This window comes from Shinella granuli, from assembly GCF_004341885.1.
Taxonomy (GTDB): Bacteria; Pseudomonadota; Alphaproteobacteria; order Rhizobiales; family Rhizobiaceae; genus Shinella; species Shinella granuli.
Genome location: NZ_SLVX01000002.1, coordinates 309,162 through 326,265 on the forward strand (window position 1 = coordinate 309,162; position 17,104 = coordinate 326,265).

Consider the following 17,104-nt stretch of genomic DNA (forward strand, 5'->3'; position numbering starts at 1 on the left):
TTCGTCTAATGCCGGCTCTCAGGCCGGGAAAACCGGGCCGCGGACTTGAAACGGGCCTTGAAATCGGCACTCTGCCTGTGCTTGGCACCAAAGCAATAACACACCAGGCGGGGAGGAGTTCTCATGAAAGCGCTGCTGGCCTTCAGCCGGCTCATCGACGTGATCACGGAAAATATCGGGAAGGCCGTCGGCTGGCTGATCCTGATCGCCGTGCTCGTCAGTGCCGGAAATGCCGTCGTCCGAAAGGTCTTCAACACATCGTCCAACGCCTGGCTCGAGGCGCAATGGTATCTGTTCGGCGGAGCCTTCATGCTCGCCGCCGCCTATACGCTGGCGCAGAACGAGCATATCCGCATCGACGTGGTCTATGGCAAGTTCTCGCGCCGGGTGCAGCACTGGATCGACCTGCTCGGTCATATCCTGTTCCTGATGCCCTTCGTGCTGCTGATGGTCTATTTCCTCGTGCCCTATGTCGCGATGTCGTTCCGCTCTGGCGAGGGCTCTTCCAGCGCCGGCGGCCTGATCGTCTGGCCGGCCAAGGCCATCCTTCTGGCCGGCTTCGTGCTTCTGGCCTTCCAGGGCGTTTCCGAGATCATCAAGAAGATCGCCATCATGCGCGGCGACATGGAGGATCCGACGCCCTACGTGCCGACGCACGCTCCCCTCGATACGGCCATCGCAGAGGAGAAGGGCGCATGATCGAATTCATCGCGGAAAACCTTGCGCCGATCATGTTCGTGTCGCTGATCGTGTTCCTGCTGCTGGGCTATCCGGTGGCATTCGCGCTCGCGGCGAACGGCCTGCTCTTCTTCATCGTCGGCGTGGAGCTCGCCCCGCTCTCCGATTCGATCAACCTGTCCTGGCCGCTGCTGAACGCGATGCCGGAACGGCTGTGGGGGGTGATGTCGAACGACACATTGCTCGCCATCCCCTTCTTCACCTTCATGGGGATCGTGCTCGAACGATCCGGCATGGCCGAGGACCTTCTCGACACGATCGGCCAGCTCTTCGGGCCGATCCGCGGCGGCCTTGCCTATGCGGTGATCTTCGTCGGCGCGCTGCTTGCCGCCACCACCGGCGTCGTCGCCGCGTCGGTCATCGCCATGGGCCTCATCTCGCTGCCGATCATGCTGCGCTACGGCTATGACCGGTCGATCGCCTCGGGCGTCATCGCGGCCTCCGGCACGCTCGCGCAGATCATCCCGCCCTCGCTCGTCCTCATCGTGCTTGCCGACCAGCTCGGCCGCTCGGTCGGCGACATGTATGCCGGCGCGCTGATCCCCGGCCTGGTGCTGACCGGGCTCTACATGCTCTACATCCTGCTGATGACCTTCCTGAAGCGCGACTCCATGCCGGCGCTGCCGCTGGAGGCGCGTTCGCTCGGAGCCGGCATCACCTCGCTCTTCATTGCGCTCGTCGTCGCGGCCGGCATTGCCTATGCGGCGCATGTCTACCTCTATCCGACCCATGGCGAGAATGCCGACATCCTCGGCGCGACCGTCGGCGTCGCCTTCATCTATGCCGTTGCGGTGGCGGACAAGGCGTTCGGCATCAACATGATGTCGCGGCTTGCCCAGCAGGTCATCATCGTGCTGATCCCGCCGCTGGCGCTGATCTTCCTCGTGCTCGGCACGATCTTCCTCGGCATCGCCACGCCGACGGAAGGCGGCGCCATGGGCGCGGTCGGCGCGCTCGTCATGGCGGCGGCCAAGGGCCGGCTCAGCATGGAGGTGGTCCGTTCGGCGCTCACCTCCACCACTCGCCTCTCGGCCTTCGTGATGTTCATCCTCATCGGCGCCCGCGTCTTCTCGCTCACCTTCTACGGCGTGAACGGGCATCTGTGGGTGGAGCATCTGCTGGTCTCGCTGCCGGGCGGCGAGACGGGCTTCCTGATCGCGGTGAACGTGCTGGTCTTCTTCCTGGCGTTCTTCCTCGATTTCTTCGAGCTCGCCTTCATCATCGTGCCGCTGCTCGCGCCGGCCGCCGACAAGCTCGGCATCGACCTCATTTGGTTCGGCGTGCTGCTCGGCATCAACATGCAGACGAGCTTCATGCACCCGCCCTTCGGCTTTGCATTGTTCTATCTGCGCTCGGTCGCCGCCAAGGTGCCCTATCTCGACAAGGTGACGGGCAAGGTGACGCAGCCGGTGACGACGGGGCAGATCTACTGGGGCGCCGTGCCCTTCGTCGGCATCCAGATCCTCATGGTCGGCCTGACCATCCTCTTCCCGAGCATGGTCATGCACTACAAGGGCGAGGGCACCGGCATCGATCCCGCGACGATCAAGATCGAGGTGCCGGGCTTCGGCAGCGGCCTGACGCTGCCCGACAATGGCGGCGGCCTCGGCCTTCCGGGCGGCCTGCAGCTTCCCGCCGGCAACCCGCTGGAAGGCGGCGGCGAGAAGCCGGCCGAGCAGGGCGGCGAACAGAAGCCCGCCACGGACCTTTCCAGTCCGCCGTCCTTCAACTGAAGACCTGCCATGGGGCCGGCGCAAGCCGGCCCCTTTGCATCGAACAGCCCGAGCCAAAGAAAAACCCCGGAGCATCGCTGCTCCGGGGTTTCTCGCATTTACCGTTCCCGCAGGGCTTACAGCTTGTTGCTGCGCTGCTGGATCATCATGAAGGTGTCGTAGTTGTATTCGGCGATCTGGGCGTTGAGGTAGTACTCGCCGCGGAAGGCCTTGATCGAGTCCCAGATCTTCTTGAAGGTCGGGTTCGAGGCTTCCATCTCGGCATAGACCTCGTTGGAGGCGTCGAAGCAGGCCGCGAGGATTTCCTGGCTGAACGGGCTGAGCTTCGCGCCGGCGGCGACGAGGCGCTTGATGGCCGATGGGTTCAGGTAGTCGTATTTCTGCAGCATGTCGGCGTCGGACGCCTGGCAGGCCGTGCGCAGCAGCGACTGGTAGGCCTTCGGCAGGCCGTCGAAGGCTGCCTTGTTGAACATGGCGTGCACCGTCGGGCCGCCTTCCCACCAGCCGGGATAGTAGTAGTAGGGCGCGACCTTGTAGAAGCCGAGCTTCTCGTCGTCATAGGGGCCGACCCATTCGGCTGCGTCGATCGTGCCCTTTTCGAGCGAGGGATAGATATCGCCGCCGGCGATCTGCTGCGGCACGACGCCGAGCTTCTCGACGACCTTGCCGGCAAAGCCCCCGATGCGCATCTTCAGGCCCTGCATGTCGGCGACGGTCTTGATCTCCTTGCGGAACCAGCCGCCCATCTGCACGCCGGTATTGCCGCCCGGGAAGCCGACGAGGCCCTGGGTGGCGAGGAATTCGTTGAAGAGGTCGATGCCGCCGCCATGGTACTGCCAGGCGTTCATGCCGCGGGCATTGAGCGCGAAGGGCACGGCCGCGCCGAGGGCCCAGACCGGGTCCTTGCCCCAGTAGTAGTAGGAAACGGTATGCGCGGCCTCGACCGTGCCGGCGGATGCGGCATCGGCGGCCTGAAGGCCCGGGACGAGTTCGCCTGCGGCGAAAACCTGGATCTGGAAATTGCCGTCCGTCGCTTCGGACACGTATTTCGACAGCACTTCGGCGCCGCCATAGATCGTGTCGAGCGACTTGGGGAACGAGGAGGCGAGGCGCCAGTTGATCTTCGGATTGCTCTGCGCGAGGGCCGGGGCCGCGAGCACGGTGGCGGCCGCACCGCCCACGCCGGCAACACCGGCCTTCTTCATGAATGAACGACGATCCATAGTTTTCCTCCCAATGGCGGGCGGTGGTTTTCCGCCCTTTGTCATCGGCGGAAACCTAACCATGTCGGCAAGGGGCTTTCAAGCCAAGGCGGGGAAGAAGGTGAAAGCACCTTCTACAACTTTCGTCTTAGTCGGACGCTTTCTGCTATCTGCCTGTTTTTTGAGCTTTTCCGGCGTTTGCAGGAAGGTTGACAGCCCCTTGCGCGGTTGAAAGATTGGGGCGAAACGGCGGGGGGCGAAAGGCAAGGCATGGATATCGAGATTCGCAGGGCCTATTGCGACGAGCTGGTCGACATCCTGGACTGGGCGGCGGCGGAAGGGTGGAATCCAGGCCTCGGCGACGCCGCGCCGTTCTGGGCGGCCGATCCCGAGGGCTATCTCGTGGCGGAGGCGGACAGGCGCCTTGTGGGCGCGGTCTCGCTCGTGCGCTACGGCGCGGACTACGCTTTCCTCGGCTTCTACATCGTGGATCCGCAGGTGCGCGGGCAGGGCGTCGGCCTGCGCCTCTGGAATGCGGCGATGGATCTGGCCGCAGGACGTCTCGTCGGGCTCGACGGCGTCGTCACCCAGCAGGAGAACTATCGCCGCTCCGGCTTTGCCTATGCCCACGCCAATATCCGTCACGGCGGCCGGGTGCAGCAGTGCCCGATGCCGGCCGATTCGCGGCTCACGGCGGTCTCGCCGGTCCACATGCCGCTGATCGTCGACTATGATGCGCGTTTCAATCCGGCACGCCGCGAGGCATTCCTGCGCGAATGGCTGAAGGAGCAGGAGACGCGCCAGAGCGTGGCGCTTCTGCATGGCACCGGCATTTCCGGCTACGGCACGATCCGCGCCTGCCGGGAGGGCTTCAAGATCGGACCGCTGTTCTCCGACACCGATGTCGGCGCCGAGCTGATCTTCCGGGCGCTGGTCGCCACCGTCGGCGGCGGGGAGATCTTTCTCGACATTCCCGCGCCGAACGCCGAGGCCAAGGCGCTGTGCGTGCGCCACGGTCTCTCGCCGGTCTTCGAGACGGCGCGCATGTACCGCGGCACGGCGCCGGACCTGCCGCTCGGCCACATCTACGGCATCACGACCTTCGAGCTTGGCTGAGCCGCCTTATTGGCCCGCCATGGCGAGCAGTTGCGGCTCGGCGTCGCCCGTGTGGCGCAGCGTCACCACCGAATAGCCTTCCGCCTTCAACTGCGCGAGCAGCGAGGGCAGCACGGTGGCGGTGCGCTTGTGGATGTCGTGCATCAGGATGATGCCGCGGCCGCGTTTGCGCAGGCCCTGCATGGTGCGGCTCGCGACGGAGGCGGGCGTTACCTTGAAGTAGTCCTTCGAATCGACGTCCATGTCCATGATGATGGTGCCGCGCCGGGCGACGGCGCTGCGCAGCGCCGACGTGTCCGCCAGATAGGGGAAGCGGAAGAAATCCGGCTGGCGGGCGGTGGCGCGCGCTACGGCCTTCTCGCCCTTGCGGATTTCCGCCATCGCCGCCTTGAAGGCGAGGTAGCGCAGGTTGGCATGGCGATAGGTATGGCTGCCGACGGTGTGGCCGCGCGCGACGACCTTGCGGGCGATCGCCGGATAGGCGTCCGCCATCTGGCCGACCATCAGGAAGGTCGCCTTCACGCCGTAGCTGTCGAGCGTGTCGAGGATCGCCTCGGTGCGGCCGGGCACGGGGCCGTCGTCGAAGGTCAGGACGACCTCCTTGTGCTTCAGCTTCAGGTCGGCGAGCGAGGCGACAGCAAGGGTCCGTCCGGCAAGCCCCGCATGCCCGGCCCAGCGCGCGGGCGACATCGGCACGGGGTCGTCCGCGTCGAGCTTCTTCGTCGTTTCCGCCGCGGCAAAGGCGGTCTGCGCGGAGGGGCGCGGCTTGGTCGTGTTGCAGCCGGCAAGAAGGGGGAGGGCCGCCAACGCGGCAAGAAGCAGACGGCAACGCATCGGGCGCACTCGCAAGGCAATGATCTTGCGAGAACTTTTGTCAAATCATGGTTAATGAAGCGTTGCGACGGCCGGAAGAACGGCACGTTACCCGGCCATCGCCTCCTCGTACTCCGCCGAAAGCTCCAGCCACTGTTCCTCGGCATCGCTCAATTTGTCGACCGCCAGGGCGCGCAGCTTGGCCTTCTCCGCCGCCTTGGCCGGGCTCTTCTCGTAGAGCGCGGGATCTGCAAGCTCCGTGTCAAGAAGCTGAATCTGCTTCTGCAGCTTCGCCGTCAGGGATTCGATTTCATTGATCTTTTTCTTCAGCGGGGCGAGCTGGGCGCGCCGGTCGGCATTCGCCTTGCGCAGGTCCGCCTTGCTGGCCTCGCCGCCGTTGTAGGCGGATTTCTCCTTGTCGTCCTTCTTGCCGGACTGGACGATGAGGCTGCGATATTCCTCCATGTCGCCGTCGAAGGTCTTCACCGTGCCGTTGTTGACCAGCCAGAGCCGGTCGACGGTCGCCTCGATGAGGTGCCGGTCGTGCGAGATGAGGATGACCGCGCCCTCGTAGTCGTTCAGCGCTTCGATCAGCGCGCGGCGGCTGTCGATGTCGAGATGGTTGGTCGGCTCGTCGAGGATGAGCAGGTTCGGCGCGTCGAAGGCCGCAAGGCCCATCAGGAGGCGCGCCTTCTCGCCGCCAGAGAGATCCTTGGCGGCTGTCGACATCTTCTCCGTCGCAAGCCCCATCTGCGCCACGCGGGCGCGGACCTTCGCTTCCGGCGCCTCCGGCATCAGCCGGCGCACATGCTCGACCGGCGATTGCTCGGGAATGAGGTCGTCGAGCTGGTGCTGGGCGAAGAAGCCGATCTTCAGGCCCGGCGCGCGTTTCACCACGCCCGATTCGGCCTCCAGCCGGCCGGAGATGAACTTGGCGAAGGTCGACTTGCCGTTGCCGTTCGAGCCGAGCAGGGCGATGCGGTCGTCATTGTCGATGCGAAGGTTGATCTGCCTGAGGATCGGCTTGCCCGGCTCGTAACCGACCGCGCCGCCCTCGATCGCGACGATCGGCGAGGCCGGCTGTTTCTCCGGCTCCGGGAAGGTGATCGGCTGGACATGCGTCTCGACGACGGCGGCGACCGTGCCCATGCGCTCCAGCGCCTTGACGCGGCTCTGCGCCTGCTTGGCCTTGGTGGCCTTGGCCTTGAAGCGGTCGATGAAGCTCTGCAGGTGTTTTCGCGCGGCCTCGTTCTTGGCTTTCGCCTTCATCTGCAATTCGTCGGCCTCGGCCTTCTGGCGCTCGAACTGGTCGTAGGAGCCGCGATAGAAGGTCAGCTTCTGCTGGTCGAGATGCACGATGGCGTTGACGGCGGTGTTGAGCAGGTCCCGGTCGTGGCTGATGATGATGACCGTGTGCGGGTAGCGCCGCACGTAATCCTCCAGCCACAGCGTGCCTTCGAGGTCGAGATAGTTGGTCGGCTCGTCAAGCAGCAGGAGGTCCGGCTCGGAGAACAGCACGGCCGCCAGCGCCACGCGCATGCGCCAGCCGCCGGAAAAGCTCTTTGCCGGGCGCTGCTGCGCCTCGTGGTCGAAGCCGAGGCCGGCAAGGATGCTCGCCGCGCGGGCTTCCGCCGAATGGGCGCCGATATCGCCGAGGCGGGTTTGGATTTCGGCGATGCGGTGCGGATCGGTCGCCGTCTCCGCTTCCTTCAGGAGGCTCGCGCGCTCCTTGTCGGCGGCCAGCACGATCTCGATCAGCGGGTCGTCCGTGCCCGGGGCCTCCTGCGCCACCTGGCCGATGCGCGCGTTCTTGGGCAGCGAGATGCTGCCGGCTTCGGCGGCGAGCTGGCCGGTGATGACGCGGAACAGCGTGGACTTGCCGGTGCCGTTGCGGCCGACAAGACCCACCTTCACCCCGCTCGGCAGCGAAAGGGAGGCGTTATCGATGAGGAGACGCCCGGCGACGCGGGCAGTGAGGCCGGAAATCGTGATCATGCCGGGTCTATAGAGCAATTTCCGCAAAAGTGCGAAGCGGTTTTGCGCCCGCAATGGCATCAAAACAGAAAGATAAGGCAGCGCCGCCCGAGGGCAGGCGGCGTCAGGCCGCCGCCCCGCCGCGATAGCCCCGGCCGGCCCGTTCGGCGACTTCCGCCGAATAGATGCGCAACGCGATGCCGGCATCGCCTGCATAGGTGAGCGCCTGTTCCGCCTGGTCGTAGAACGCCGCCGGCGCCTTGGCCGCGTCGCTCATCGAGACGCCGGCCGTCAGCGTCAGGAAACCGGCCGGCAATTCGCGGTCCATGAAGGGGAAGGGCTTTTCCGCAACGCGCACGGCAATGCGGCGGGCGATCGTCACGGCGATCTCGCGGCTGACATCCGACAGCAGCAGGCAGAAGACATCAGGCCCGGTGCGCGCGACGAAATCGCCCTTCTTGACCGAGCGGCGGAAGATGGCGGCAAGCCGCTTCAGCGTCTTCTCCGCAGCGCCCGCGGGATGGGTCTCGGCAAATTCCTTGAGCTGTTCGACGCGGAACATCAGCAGGGCGGCGGTCTCGCTCGCCGCCTCGGCCTGGAAGAAGGCCTTCAGCCGGCCGAGCAGGGCGGCGTGGTTGCCAAGGCCGGTCACCGGATCGTGGGTCAGCGCCTCGCGGCTGACGGAAAGGCCCGAGCGCAGGCTGTCGAGATGGGCCTGCAGGTCCTCCAGGCGCGCGGCGGACGAGCGATCGGCGCCGAGGATGTCGCGCAGGATCGACAGGAGCCGGACCGTGTCGCTGGAAAAGTCGGAAATGCCGAGCACCGGGTCCTTGCGCATGCGGGCGGCGATTTCCTCCAGTTCCTGCAGGGCGACGGCACGGTCGCGCCGGCTGGTTTCCGCCGCCGCCGAGATTTCGGCGAGCACCCGCACGGCCTCGCCGGCCGCCTGGCCTGCCGCCAGCACATTGTGGCTTGGCAGGGCGTGGCGCAGCGCGATCGAATCGAGCGCCGCCTGGTCCGGCGCCTTGCCGAGCGCCGCGATCTCGCGCGCCACGCCCGCATTGCCGTTCAGCGCCTCGAACAACAGTTCGTAGTTCCGCGGCAGGCCGGTTATGCCGAGATTGGCCATCACATGCGCGATGCGCGCCGTGATCGGCGGAACGGCGGGCTGCGTGGTCGGGGTGGTGCTGTCTTTGCTATTCATGGAACGCCGTCGGATGGGGCTCTGGCGGGTGCCAGCGCCGGAGGGTATCGGTCGGCGTAACTATCGGATTGCGTGGTTAATTTTGCGTGTTCTGAAGAAAGATTCAGGTCAAAGTTGACGATGCGCAAGGCTGGCAGGCGCGGTGCGGCGGCATCACGCGGATGCCGCCGCACGAGGGTATGGTTCAGAACCTCATGCCGTTCGGCGGGCGAGCGGGATCGCCCGCATCACCTGCCCGATCACGGTCGAGCGGGCCGGCTCCTTGGTGCGGGGCGCGCGATTTTGCTGGAGTTCGCGCATCGCCGCCGCATATCCCTCCGCGCGCGCTTCCTGCAGCGCCACGTCAAGGGTCTTCTCGATCACCGGATAGCACTCCTCCGGCAGATAGGCATTCGGGGCGTCGGTGCCGTAGACCCGTGCCATCTTGCAAAGCGTACTGCCGAGCAGGGCTGCCCACTCTTCGGTCGTTCTTGCCATTGTTCTTCCCTCTTTCAGGAGAGGCCCGTGCCGTCCCGCACCAGCCTCAATGGCAGCGACTATCCCATTACCGATCGCCCGTGCCTGTCACTTGGGTGACAGGACGGAGCAGCCCCCTTAATCGATGCCGAGCGCTCCCATAGACCACAACTGTATCACCACTATTGCAGGAACTGGAAGGGTCACTCGCCCTAAAATTTATAGGAATTTCGTTCCCTCCGTGCGCACGAAGGAGATGAGGTCGAGCGTGATGCTCGGCCCGCCAGCCGCCGTCAGCATCCCGTGGCACTGGCCGCGGTGGTGGGTCTGGTGGTTGAACATGTGGGTGAGGGCGGGGCCGAGCGGGTGGGTGATGGCCGCCGGATTGGTGAGCGGGCTGTAGGTAAAGTCGGCGGCGAGCGCCTCTTCCGTAAGCGAATCGATATAGGCGATGAGCCGCGCGTCTTCCGCCTGCCGTGCCGCCCAGAGGCCGGAAAAATCCTCGTGGAGGATCGCATCGAGCCGCGTCGGGGCATCGCCGGTGCCGGTGAAGCGCTTCATCCAGATGCGATCGGCCGTCAGCAGATGGTTCAGCGTGCGGTGCAGCGAGCCGAAGAAGGCGCCGAGATTGCGGCGAAAGGCCTCGTCGTCGAGCTTGCCGACCTCGGCATAGAGCGCGCGGTTGGCCCAGGCATTGTAGGCGGCATACATGCGGTAATGGTCGAGCATCGTGGTCTCCGTGATCTGCCGGAACTATAGCCGAAGCGCGCATCGGCCGCGTGAATGTCACCCATGAAATTATCTGATTTGCGCACGGCGTCGTCCTGCGCTCCAATGGCGGCAAACCGAACGACGAGGCTTTGATGACCCGATTGCTCTATGCGCTTTCCGGCGCCGACCGGACCCGCCAGTTCTCGCCCCATGTCTGGAAGACGGTGATGTCGCTCGCCCACAAGGGCCTCGCCTACGAGACGGTCCCCGTCGGCTTCACCGAGATCCCGGCCATCGAGGGCGGCAGCACGGCGACGGTGCCGCTCCTGCGTGACGGCGACCGGCTGGTGCGCGACAGTTTCGACATCGCCCTCTATCTCGACGAGGCCTATCCCGACCGGCCGTCGCTGTTCGGCGGGGAGGGTGGCAGGGCGATGGCCCGCTTCATCGAGAACTGGTCGCAATCGACCCTGCACATGGCCGTCACCCGCATCGCCATCCTCGACATCCACAATCTGCTGGAGCCCGCCGACCAGGCCTATTTCCGCCGCAGCCGCGAGGAACGCCTCGGCGCCTCGCTGGAGGACATCGCGGCGGCCGGCAAGGCGGAGGTCGAGGGCTTTGCCAAGAAGCTCCAGCCGCTGCGCAACATGCTGAAGGTCCAGCCCTTCATCGGCGGGGAAGGCCCGCTTTTCCCGGACTACATCGTCTTCGGCGCGCTGCAGTGGCTGCGCACGACGGCGGGCACGAAGGTGCTGGAGGAGGGCGATCCCGTCGCCGGCTGGTTCGCCCGCTGCCTCGACCTGCACGGCGGCGTCGGCCACCGTGTGACGGCGGCGTGAAACTTTGCCGCTGACGGCGCCAATCGCGGCGCCCCTCTTGTTTTGCGGGGCGTTGGCGGCTATGGAACCGGCCACTTTCACCGGAAAACCAAGGGAAACGGGAAAATGGCGATTGAACGCACCTTTTCGATGATCAAGCCGGACGCGACGAAGCGCAACCTGACCGGCGCGATCACCAAGATGCTCGAAGACGCGGGCCTGCGCGTCGTTGCTTCCAAGCGCGTCTGGATGAGCAAGCGCGAAGCCGAAGGCTTCTACGCCGTTCACAAGGAGCGTCCGTTCTTCGGCGAGCTCGTTGAAGGCATGACCTCCGGCCCGACGGTCGTCCAGGTCCTGGAAGGCGAGAACGCCATCCTGAAGAATCGCGAAGTCATGGGCGCCACCAACCCGGCCAACGCCGACGAGGGCACGATCCGCAAGACGCATGCCCTGTCGATCGGCGAAAACTCGGTTCACGGCTCGGACGCGCCGGAAACCGCTGCCCAGGAAATCAAGTACTGGTTCTCCGACACCGAAATCGTCGGCTGAATCGGTTTGTCCGGCTCCGGCCGGAAGCCTTTGACAGGATTTGGAAACCGGGGCCGAAAGGCTCCGGTTTTTCATTGGGCCGGATCGAACTTGAAGATCGGCTGGCCGGCCAGCAGCAGCGCTTCGGCCGGGTGATGCATATGGCTCTGGCAGCCGCGATCGAGGCGCATTGCGAAATCCGTGGCGATGGCAAGCTTCGTTTCGGTCGGCTCGACGGCAAGGACGAAATCGGCAAGGCGCGCATGGTCGCCCGCGGCAAACAGCAGTTCCGCAATGACCGGCGCCTTGAGCGGGTCCTTCGCGAGCGGCGTCAGCGGCACGGATTTCAGGGATCTGGAAAGCTCCACCCACAATGGCCATTCCGCCTGGAATTTCGGGCTGATGTCCGTCGGCCTGTCCGGAAGGACATCGGATTTGCCGGCGAGGTAGGGAGCGAGCGCGTCGATCGCCACGGCCCGGTCGATGAGGTCCCGTATCGAGACATTGCTGGTCGGGGGCACGACACGGCGCGTATTGATGGACATGATTTCGAGCGTCGTGTCGACCACGGCGGGATTGGGCCCTGCGGCACGAAGAGCCCTGTAGGCCACCAGCCATGCCGGATCAAGAAGACCCTCCGGCGTGATCCGCCCGGCCGTGATCTCGGCCAGAACCGCCTCTGCCGCCTTTGCTGTCGAGGCGATATCGCCGGTCTGGTTCACATAGGTCATCAGGAAATCGCGTTCCGGCTCCTTCGCCGCCGCGAGCCAGACGGTGTGCAGGCTTTTCTGCGTCGCTTGGGCCGCGGCGTCGGGCACCGGAAGCCGCGGCAGGGCCGGGTTGCCGACGAGCGCCGGCGCCCAGCTCCAGAGCCGCGTCAGGTCCGCGAGCCTGGTCGTGTCGGGAAAGCCGGCAACGAAAACCGGCCAGGCATTCGGGTCGCGCTGGCTCGCAACGAGCCCTGCCTGAAGGAAGAACAGCTTGTGGCGGCCCGCCGATGCGGCGAGTTTGGCCTTCTCCTCATCGGGCCGGTCCGCGATGGCGGGCACGATCCGCCCGCTGAGCGAGACTTGCCGTTCCGGCGGCAGGCTGGCGATCGCGGCCAGCAATTTCTCGCCATCCCCATGCAGCAGGATTGCCCGCACGGTGGAAATCAGCCCGTTCAACTGAACCGGATCGGCATCGCCCAGCGTGTCGAACCCGTCGCGCGTCGCGTCGATGGCGCCGGCAAGATCGATCGCCTCGCGCACGCCGGCATCGCGCAGTCCATGGGCGAGGGCTGCGGCCTCGTCCATGGAAAGCCCGCCGTAGCGCATCTTCAGATAGGCCGCTTCCGCCCCGAAACCGCGCGCCTTCAAGCGCGGCAGTTTCTCCCGGTCCGCCAGCACCGTATCCGAGAAGGCAAGGATTACGGGCTTTGCCGGACAGGTCGCTGCCTCCTCGGCGTAGGCCGCAGGGGAGAGCACGGAAAGGCCGAAAGCCAAGGCAGGCAGGAATCGCATCTGTCCGATCCTCCGGGAGCAGCTTTGGATGGAACGCGCGATCCATGGCGAATATTCGTCAACTGGCGGGGCACGCCGCCGTTTCGAAACGTTCGGGCGCCTTGCCGTCCTTGAACACCTCCGGATTCTTGTCGTAGCCGGGGCCGACGACCAGGGCCTTTGCCGGCAGGATGCTCTGGTCGACATTGGAGGTGACCTGGGTTTCCAGGCTCTGCAGCACCGCGCCGTCCGGCCCGACGACCCGGATGGCCACCTTGTAGGGCACGCCCTTCCTCACGCAGGAAATGTCCGGGCTTTCCAGCGCGACGCGGGTGAGATTGGCGAACAGCTTGCGCTCCAGCGTTAGCGGCGCGCCGCCCGCCGGGTTCTCGAACTCGGCCCGCACCACGGAGCCTTCCGGCACCGGCTCCGTGCGGTCGAGCGTCACCATATAGGTGGCATAGGCGAGGCGGTAGTTGAAGACGAACATCTTGCCCGTCAGCTTGAGCGGATCCGGTCCCGTCTCGCGCTGGCAGGCGGCAAGGGACAGCAGGAGCGGCAGCAGGATCAGCCGGGATGTTCTCATGGCCCTCTCTCCTCGCGGTTGCGATGGTAATGGCGGCTGGCCTTTGCCCGGTTGCCGCAGACGGCCATGTCGCACCAGGCGCGCGAGCGGTTGCGGCTGCGGTCGAGGAAGAGCCAGTGGCAGTTCGGGCAGATCTTCAGCCGTTCCGGCTCCGGATGTGCCAGCAGCAGGAGGGCGGAGCGCGCCGTCGCGGTATCGAGCGCCCGCGGCCGGTTGCCCGAACGGCGCAGCGTGGTGGCGATGGCCTCCAGGAGGTCGGCAAGCAGCGCCGGCGTGCCATGGCCCCGCACCTCGGCGCGAAAATGCCGGTCGATCGCCTCGCGCAGCGCGATCAGCCCCGCGCGTCCCTCCTCGCTCACCGCCTCGAGCGGGCCGAAACGCGCATGCTCCGCCCCGTGCCGGTCCGCCCCGGCGGGGAAGGCATCCATGATGGCGGGATCGGCGAAACGGTCGATCCGCCGATCGGGATCGCCGCGCAGCACCACGGAATTGGCGACATCGAGGGCGAGCGCGCCGCCGGAGAAACGATGCGGGGTCCAGGAAAAGGTCATGCGATATTCTAACTGGTAAAAGTCTTTTTGCCAGTTATAATTTCGGCACGGTTCCAGGAGGGCAGGCAGTGGCTTCCCGGGAGGCGTGTGTGACAATGCGGGAAAGCCCGGAACCGCCATGGCCTATTTCCTCCAGCAGATCGCCAATGCCGCGCCCGTCGCCGCGCTCTATGCGGCACTCGCCTTCGGCTATTCGATCGCCTTTGCCGTGACGCGCCGGGCGGATGTCGCCTATGGCGCGCTCTTCGCCTTCGCCGCGCAGATGTTCATCCTTTTTTCCGGTTACGGCTGGGACCGGCTCTGGCTGGTGCTGCCCGCCGCGCTCGGCTTCGGCGCGGTCGTGGCGCTGCTCTACGGCGTCGGCGCCGGCCTCGTCGTCGGGCGCCATGTCATGCGCCCGCTCGCCTTCTCCTCGGACAATACGGTGGTGGTCGCCGCGCTCGGCGTCGTGCTGGTGCTGATGGAGACGGCGCGGCTCGCCGCGGACACGCGCAGCCTCTGGCTGCCGCCCTTCCTCAACACGCCGGTCGTGCTGTGGGGCGATCCGGCCTTTCCCGTCGCGCTGACGGTGCTGCAACTGGCAAACACCGCCGCCATGGCCGCCATCGTCCTTGCCGGCCATCTCTTCCTCGCCCGCTCCGCCTGGGGCCGGCGCTGGCGGGCGGTCTCTGAGGACCGGCAGGCGGCGGCGCTCTGCGGCGTCGACGCCGCGGGAGTCTACCTTTCGGCCTATGCGCTGGCGGCGCTGATCGCCAGCCTCACCGGCATCCTCGCCGTCTCCTACTACGGCAACATGGATTTCGGCGGCGGCCTCGTCTTCGGGGTGAAGGTGCTGTTCATCGCCGCCATCGGCGGGGCCGGCACGCCGCTGCTCTCCGCCCTCGGCGGCGCGGCCATGGGTCTCGCGGAGACGCTGTGGAGCGCCTATGGCGATTTTTTATGGCGCGACCTGGTGATCTTTTCCGCGCTGGTCCTGCTGCTGGTGATTTTCCGGCGCGAGCGGCCGGTGCCGTAGATGGCGTGCCGTGTCGCATGGATCCTCGGGTCGAGCTCGAGGATGACGGAGAGGAGAAGAGGTTGCCCGACCGTCAAACGGTGCGGAAAAAGGCAACGTGGCTGGTCTGTATGTCCTTCCTTCTGGCGTCATCCTCGGGCTCGACCCGAGGATCCACGCGACATGGCAGACCATGGCCGGCAATTCCGCTACGACCACGCCTCCCGCGCCCGGTCGTCGCTTTCCTTGGCATCCACCCAGCCGCCCTCGCGGCCGTCGGCGAAATGCTCCTTCTTCCAGAAGGGGGCGGAGGTCTTCAGGTAGTCCATGACGAAGGAGGCGCCGTCGAAGGCGGCGTGGCGGTGCGGGGCGAGCGCGATGACGAGCACGATGTTCTCGCCCGGCGCGATCTTGCCGACACGATGGATGGCGGTAATGCCGAGAAGCGAGAAGCGCTCCACGGCCTTGCGGCAGATGCGGCCGATCTCGGCCTCGGCCATGCCGGGATAATGTTCGAGCTCCAGCGCGGAAAGCCTGCCGCCCTCGTCACGGCACAGGCCGGTGAAGGTGACGACGGCACCGGCATCGCGCCGCCCGGCGGCAAGGCGGGCGGCTTCCGCGGCGGCGTCGAAATCCTCCGTCTGGACACGCACGATGACCGGGGCGCCGGTCATCGCTCAGCCTCCCGTCATCGGCGGGAAGAGGGCGATCTCGCGGGCGCCGAGAATGGGCTCGTCGTGCTCGACATGCTCCTGGTTGATCGCGATGCGGATGACCTTTTCATGCTCCAGCGCGTGGGCATAGTCCTCGCCGAGCGTCTTCAGATAGGCGAGCAGGTCGCCGCCGGTCCTGACGGAGGCGGGCAGGTCGATTTCCTCCTCGCCCTTACCGATCCGTTCGCGCACCCAGGCGAAATAGACGAGCTTCGTCATCTTACTCGTCCACGATGTGCTTCAGGCCGACGCGGAAATAGTCGTAGCCGGTATACATGGTGATGAGCGCGGCGGCCCAGAGCAGGGTGATGCCGATCTCGGTCGTGTAGGGCAGGATCTTGTCGCCGGCGGGGCCGGCCAGCAGGAAGGCGATGGCGAGCATCTGGATCGCCGTCTTCCACTTGGCGATGCGTGTGACGGGCACGCTGACCTTGAGGTCGGCGAGATATTCGCGCAGGCCCGAGACGAGGATCTCGCGGCACAGGATGATGATCGCGGCCCAGATCGTCCAGCCGGCGATGGTGCCGTCCGCGGCCATCAGGAGCAGCACCGAGGCGACCAGCAGCTTGTCGGCGATCGGGTCGAGCATGCGGCCGATATTCGACGTCTGGTTCCAGATACGGGCGAGGTAACCATCGAGATAGTCGGTGATCGAGGCGACGACGAACAGCCAGAAGGCCGCCCAGCGCGCAAAGTCCGACGATTCCAGCCGCCCTTCGACGAAGAAGCAGAGAACGATCAGCGGAACGGCCACGATACGGCCGTAGGTGAGGAGGTTCGGGATGCTGTATGCGCGGGAAGCCATGGATTCTTCAGTCTCGACAGGTTTGCGGCTAGATGAGGTCTTTGTGACAGCGCCGTCAACCTTTGTTTCCGGCAATTCTTGGCGAATTTACGGAGCGTGGGCGAATGTCGCAGCCATTCGCGGAAAACGCCGCGGATTCTGCGGGGCCGGCGCGCTCATGTCGGCGGCTTGCCGTCCGTCGTGAAGGCGGCGGAAAAGCGCTTGCCGTCCGACAGAGTGCCCTCGCAGGCAATCGTGGCCGGCCCCTTCACCGGATTGCCGAAACCGCAGGTGCCCGTTGCCGGAAAGACATCCGGCTGGTCCGGCGTGTCCTTGCGGCTGACGATCACCTTGTCGAGGTTGATGACGTCCGTATCCGGCGTCGGATTGTCGCCGTCCATGCCGGTGAAGGTGACGATCCGGCCGTCGTCGAGCACGAAATAGAAGCCGACGCGGCCGTTCGGATAGGTGACGTTGAGCAGCTTTTGCGAGCAGGCCTCGCTGAACCGCAGGTCGCCGACAACGAGCTCGGCGCAGGTTCCGCTGACGCCCAGCATCTGCGCATCGCCGACCTGCGTCTGTGCAGCGGCGGCTGTTGCGACAAGGCAGAGGCCGAAGGGCACGATCTTGCGGAAGACGGTCATGGCGCCTCTTTCCTAGGTGAAGGAATGCCGTATGGGCACCCTAGCACCCGCCGGC

The 17,104-nt window shown here is 65.8% G+C and carries 19 protein-coding genes; 6 read left to right on the plus strand and 13 right to left on the minus strand.

Annotated elements, in window-relative coordinates:
* Nucleotides 1-123 precede the first annotated feature (123 nt).
* Together EV665_RS04675 and EV665_RS04680 are read left to right on the plus strand one after the other, a co-directional pair.
* Nucleotides 124-699 carry a TRAP transporter small permease subunit gene (locus tag EV665_RS04675; protein WP_133033255.1) on the plus strand — a complete coding sequence of 192 codons (576 nt, stop codon included), beginning with the start codon at nucleotides 124-126 and terminating at the stop codon, nucleotides 697-699.
* On the plus strand, nucleotides 696-2,471 hold the full coding sequence (locus tag EV665_RS04680; protein WP_064329664.1) for a TRAP transporter large permease: 1,776 nt from the start codon (nucleotides 696-698) through the stop codon (nucleotides 2,469-2,471). The genes EV665_RS04675 and EV665_RS04680 overlap by 4 nt, the downstream gene beginning before the upstream one ends.
* A 116-nt stretch (nucleotides 2,472-2,587) precedes the next feature.
* On the opposite strand, the gene EV665_RS04685 is transcribed toward EV665_RS04680, so the two are convergent.
* A complete protein-coding gene (locus tag EV665_RS04685; RefSeq protein WP_133033256.1) occupies nucleotides 2,588-3,694 on the minus strand; it encodes a TRAP transporter substrate-binding protein in 1,107 nt (368 codons plus the stop codon).
* Nucleotides 3,695-3,943: 249 nt separating this feature from the next.
* Between EV665_RS04685 and EV665_RS04690 the strand changes: the two genes are divergently transcribed.
* Nucleotides 3,944-4,789 carry a GNAT family N-acetyltransferase gene (locus EV665_RS04690; protein WP_133033257.1) on the plus strand — a complete coding sequence of 282 codons (846 nt, stop codon included), beginning with the start codon at nucleotides 3,944-3,946 and terminating at the stop codon, nucleotides 4,787-4,789.
* Nucleotides 4,790-4,795: 6 nt separating this feature from the next.
* On the opposite strand, the gene EV665_RS04695 is transcribed toward EV665_RS04690, so the two are convergent.
* The 5 genes from EV665_RS04695 to EV665_RS04715 form a co-directional block, all read right to left on the minus strand.
* The gene (locus tag EV665_RS04695) at nucleotides 4,796-5,623 is read right to left on the minus strand and encodes a polysaccharide deacetylase family protein (RefSeq protein WP_133033258.1); all 828 of its coding nucleotides are present in this window, start codon (nucleotides 5,621-5,623) and stop codon (nucleotides 4,796-4,798) included.
* A gap of 87 nt (nucleotides 5,624-5,710) precedes the next feature.
* Nucleotides 5,711-7,597, minus strand: coding sequence for an ABC-F family ATP-binding cassette domain-containing protein (locus EV665_RS04700; RefSeq protein ID WP_133033259.1), 1,887 nt, complete (start codon nucleotides 7,595-7,597; stop codon nucleotides 5,711-5,713).
* 103 nt (nucleotides 7,598-7,700) lie between these two features.
* Nucleotides 7,701-8,780, minus strand: a complete 1,080-nt coding sequence (locus EV665_RS04705) for a GGDEF domain-containing protein (protein WP_133033260.1) — start codon at nucleotides 8,778-8,780, stop codon at nucleotides 7,701-7,703.
* 192 nt (nucleotides 8,781-8,972) lie between these two features.
* The gene (locus EV665_RS04710) at nucleotides 8,973-9,257 is read right to left on the minus strand and encodes a hypothetical protein (protein WP_064329670.1); all 285 of its coding nucleotides are present in this window, start codon (nucleotides 9,255-9,257) and stop codon (nucleotides 8,973-8,975) included.
* A gap of 198 nt (nucleotides 9,258-9,455) precedes the next feature.
* Nucleotides 9,456-9,965, minus strand: coding sequence for a DinB family protein (locus EV665_RS04715; protein WP_133033261.1), 510 nt, complete (start codon nucleotides 9,963-9,965; stop codon nucleotides 9,456-9,458).
* Nucleotides 9,966-10,099: 134 nt separating this feature from the next.
* Between EV665_RS04715 and EV665_RS04720 the strand changes: the two genes are divergently transcribed.
* Nucleotides 10,100-10,789 carry a glutathione S-transferase family protein gene (locus EV665_RS04720; protein WP_064329672.1) on the plus strand — a complete coding sequence of 230 codons (690 nt, stop codon included), beginning with the start codon at nucleotides 10,100-10,102 and terminating at the stop codon, nucleotides 10,787-10,789.
* A gap of 105 nt (nucleotides 10,790-10,894) precedes the next feature.
* Nucleotides 10,895-11,317 carry a nucleoside-diphosphate kinase gene (ndk, locus tag EV665_RS04725; protein WP_064329673.1) on the plus strand — a complete coding sequence of 141 codons (423 nt, stop codon included), beginning with the start codon at nucleotides 10,895-10,897 and terminating at the stop codon, nucleotides 11,315-11,317.
* Nucleotides 11,318-11,388: 71 nt separating this feature from the next.
* Here ndk and EV665_RS04730 read toward each other — a convergent pair whose 3' ends face one another.
* The 3 genes from EV665_RS04730 to EV665_RS04740 are packed head-to-tail and all read right to left on the minus strand — an operon-like array spanning nucleotide 11,389 to nucleotide 13,914.
* Nucleotides 11,389-12,798, minus strand: a complete 1,410-nt coding sequence (locus tag EV665_RS04730) for a hypothetical protein (protein ID WP_133033262.1) — start codon at nucleotides 12,796-12,798, stop codon at nucleotides 11,389-11,391.
* Between the two features lie 58 nt (nucleotides 12,799-12,856).
* A complete protein-coding gene (locus tag EV665_RS04735) occupies nucleotides 12,857-13,363 on the minus strand; it encodes a hypothetical protein (protein ID WP_064329675.1) in 507 nt (168 codons plus the stop codon).
* Nucleotides 13,360-13,914, minus strand: a complete 555-nt coding sequence (locus EV665_RS04740; RefSeq protein ID WP_133033263.1) for a CGNR zinc finger domain-containing protein — start codon at nucleotides 13,912-13,914, stop codon at nucleotides 13,360-13,362. Before EV665_RS04740 ends, EV665_RS04735 begins: the two co-directional genes overlap by 4 nt.
* Nucleotides 13,915-14,032: 118 nt before the next feature.
* Between EV665_RS04740 and EV665_RS04745 the strand changes: the two genes are divergently transcribed.
* Nucleotides 14,033-14,929: a branched-chain amino acid ABC transporter permease gene (locus EV665_RS04745; RefSeq protein WP_133033264.1), complete on the plus strand. Its 897-nt coding sequence runs from the start codon at nucleotides 14,033-14,035 to the stop codon at nucleotides 14,927-14,929.
* A 188-nt stretch (nucleotides 14,930-15,117) separates the two neighbouring features.
* Here EV665_RS04745 and EV665_RS04750 read toward each other — a convergent pair whose 3' ends face one another.
* The 4 genes from EV665_RS04750 to EV665_RS04765 all read right to left on the minus strand — a co-directional run bounded on the left by EV665_RS04750 (nucleotide 15,118) and on the right by EV665_RS04765 (nucleotide 17,049).
* Nucleotides 15,118-15,582: a molybdenum cofactor biosynthesis protein MoaE gene (locus EV665_RS04750; RefSeq protein WP_133033265.1), complete on the minus strand. Its 465-nt coding sequence runs from the start codon at nucleotides 15,580-15,582 to the stop codon at nucleotides 15,118-15,120.
* A gap of 3 nt (nucleotides 15,583-15,585) precedes the next feature.
* On the minus strand, nucleotides 15,586-15,840 hold the full coding sequence (gene moaD, locus EV665_RS04755; RefSeq protein ID WP_064329679.1) for a molybdopterin converting factor subunit 1: 255 nt from the start codon (nucleotides 15,838-15,840) through the stop codon (nucleotides 15,586-15,588).
* 1 nt (nucleotide 15,841) lies between these two features.
* Entirely contained in the window at nucleotides 15,842-16,426 is a 585-nt protein-coding gene (pgsA, locus tag EV665_RS04760) for a CDP-diacylglycerol--glycerol-3-phosphate 3-phosphatidyltransferase (RefSeq protein WP_064329680.1), read from the minus strand.
* A gap of 155 nt (nucleotides 16,427-16,581) precedes the next feature.
* Nucleotides 16,582-17,049 carry a hypothetical protein gene (locus tag EV665_RS04765; protein WP_133033266.1) on the minus strand — a complete coding sequence of 156 codons (468 nt, stop codon included), beginning with the start codon at nucleotides 17,047-17,049 and terminating at the stop codon, nucleotides 16,582-16,584.
* Between the last annotated feature and the right edge of the window lie 55 nt (nucleotides 17,050-17,104).

Coding starts and splice junctions, on each gene's coding strand:
- EV665_RS04685 (WP_133033256.1), bottom strand. CDS start 3,694: ATGGATCGTCGTTCATTCATGAAGAAGGCCGGTGTTGCCGGCGTGGGC.
- ndk (WP_064329673.1), top strand. CDS start 10,895: ATGGCGATTGAACGCACCTTTTCGATGATCAAGCCGGACGCGACGAAG.
- moaD (WP_064329679.1), bottom strand. CDS start 15,840: ATGACGAAGCTCGTCTATTTCGCCTGGGTGCGCGAACGGATCGGTAAG.
- EV665_RS04765 (WP_133033266.1), bottom strand. CDS start 17,049: ATGACCGTCTTCCGCAAGATCGTGCCCTTCGGCCTCTGCCTTGTCGCA.
- EV665_RS04730 (WP_133033262.1), bottom strand. CDS start 12,798: ATGCGATTCCTGCCTGCCTTGGCTTTCGGCCTTTCCGTGCTCTCCCCT.
- EV665_RS04750 (WP_133033265.1), bottom strand. CDS start 15,582: ATGACCGGCGCCCCGGTCATCGTGCGTGTCCAGACGGAGGATTTCGAC.
- EV665_RS04740 (WP_133033263.1), bottom strand. CDS start 13,914: ATGACCTTTTCCTGGACCCCGCATCGTTTCTCCGGCGGCGCGCTCGCC.
- EV665_RS04720 (WP_064329672.1), top strand. CDS start 10,100: ATGACCCGATTGCTCTATGCGCTTTCCGGCGCCGACCGGACCCGCCAG.
- EV665_RS04675 (WP_133033255.1), top strand. CDS start 124: ATGAAAGCGCTGCTGGCCTTCAGCCGGCTCATCGACGTGATCACGGAA.
- pgsA (WP_064329680.1), bottom strand. CDS start 16,426: ATGGCTTCCCGCGCATACAGCATCCCGAACCTCCTCACCTACGGCCGT.
- EV665_RS04700 (WP_133033259.1), bottom strand. CDS start 7,597: ATGATCACGATTTCCGGCCTCACTGCCCGCGTCGCCGGGCGTCTCCTC.
- EV665_RS04680 (WP_064329664.1), top strand. CDS start 696: ATGATCGAATTCATCGCGGAAAACCTTGCGCCGATCATGTTCGTGTCG.
- EV665_RS04745 (WP_133033264.1), top strand. CDS start 14,033: ATGGCCTATTTCCTCCAGCAGATCGCCAATGCCGCGCCCGTCGCCGCG.
- EV665_RS04695 (WP_133033258.1), bottom strand. CDS start 5,623: ATGCGTTGCCGTCTGCTTCTTGCCGCGTTGGCGGCCCTCCCCCTTCTT.
- EV665_RS04710 (WP_064329670.1), bottom strand. CDS start 9,257: ATGGCAAGAACGACCGAAGAGTGGGCAGCCCTGCTCGGCAGTACGCTT.
- EV665_RS04715 (WP_133033261.1), bottom strand. CDS start 9,965: ATGCTCGACCATTACCGCATGTATGCCGCCTACAATGCCTGGGCCAAC.
- EV665_RS04690 (WP_133033257.1), top strand. CDS start 3,944: ATGGATATCGAGATTCGCAGGGCCTATTGCGACGAGCTGGTCGACATC.
- EV665_RS04705 (WP_133033260.1), bottom strand. CDS start 8,780: ATGAATAGCAAAGACAGCACCACCCCGACCACGCAGCCCGCCGTTCCG.
- EV665_RS04735 (WP_064329675.1), bottom strand. CDS start 13,363: ATGAGAACATCCCGGCTGATCCTGCTGCCGCTCCTGCTGTCCCTTGCC.